Raw genomic sequence first — 1,282 nt, 5'->3', positions numbered from 1 at the left:
GACATGATCGGCCTGCTGCGCAAGATCGCAGGTGCCGAGAGCGCGCAGATCGCCGATGACGCGCTGGCGCTGATTACCCGTGCGGCTGAGGGTTCGGCCCGCGATGCGACCTCGCTGCTGGATCAGGCGATCTCGCACGGGGCCGGAGAAACCAGCGCCGATCAGGTGCGCGCCATGCTGGGTCTGGCCGATCGCGGCCGGGTTTTGGACCTGATGGACATGATCCTGCGCGGCGACGCAGCCGGTGCGCTGACGGAACTGGGTGGGCAATATGCCGAGGGCGCCGACCCTCTGGCCGTGCTGCGCGATCTGGCCGAGATCACCCATTGGGTCTCGGTGGTGAAAATCACACCGGACGCCGCCGAGGACCCGACTGTATCCCCCGACGAACGCGCGCGCGGGGTGCAGATGGCCGAGGCCCTGCCGATGCGCGTCTTGACCCGGATGTGGCAGATGCTGCTGAAAGCGCTTGAGGAGGTCTCGGCCGCGCCCAACGCCATGATGGCCGCCGAAATGGCGGTGATCCGCCTGACCCATGTGGCCGACCTGCCCAGCCCTGAAGAACTGATCAAACGGCTGCAAGATACCCCGCCCCCGCCCAATGGCGGCCCGGGTGGTGGCGTCGCCCTGCCGGGACGCAGCGCACCAGCACCCCAGGCCAGCGCGCAACCTGCCTATGCGGCGGCCACCGGTGGGAATTCCGGCGGCCCTACTGCGGCTTTGGCACAGGATGTACAGACCGCGCTGGCCCGCTATCCAACCTTCGACCACGTGGTCGAGCTGATCCGCGCCAACCGTGACGGTGTGCTGCTGGAAGAGGTCAAAAGCTACCTCCGCCTTGCCGCCTATCAGCCGGGCCGGATCGAGTTCCAGCCGACCGAACGCGCCTCACCCAATCTGGCACAAAAGCTGGGCACCGCCCTGCAACGATGGACCGGCAACCGCTGGGCCGTCACCGTCGTAAACGAAGGCGGTGGCGAGACGATCTATGAAAAGGAAAACGCCGCTGAAGAGGCCCTGAAACAAGAAGCCAGCGCGCATCCGCTGGTTCAGGCCGTCTTTGCCCAATTCCCCAAAGCGCGGATCACCCGGATCGAAACCCCCGAACAACGTGCGGCCAAGGTCGAAACCGAGGCCCTGCCCGAGGTCGAGGACGAATGGGACCCGTTCGAGGAGGATTGAACCACCAACCAAACCCTCCCGTGCCCGCCACGGCGCATCGGCTGACGCCGACACACCTGAGCGGCCTTGGGCCCGGCAGCGCGCGGGCAATGCCCGCGCG

General features: G+C 67.0%; 1 protein-coding gene. It reads left to right on the top strand.

The features are described from left to right. On the top strand, positions 1-1,182 hold a 1,182-nt coding region (locus MPJ51_RS19640), incomplete at its 5' end, for a DNA polymerase III subunit gamma/tau (protein WP_298390398.1). Between the last annotated feature and the right edge of the window lie 100 nt (positions 1,183-1,282).

Origin of the sequence: Ruegeria sp., from assembly GCF_028066395.1 — a bacterium.
Classification (GTDB): domain Bacteria; phylum Pseudomonadota; class Alphaproteobacteria; order Rhodobacterales; family Rhodobacteraceae; genus Ruegeria.
Note: the sequence above shows the minus strand (reverse complement) of the source record. Positions and strands in the feature narration are given on the sequence as shown.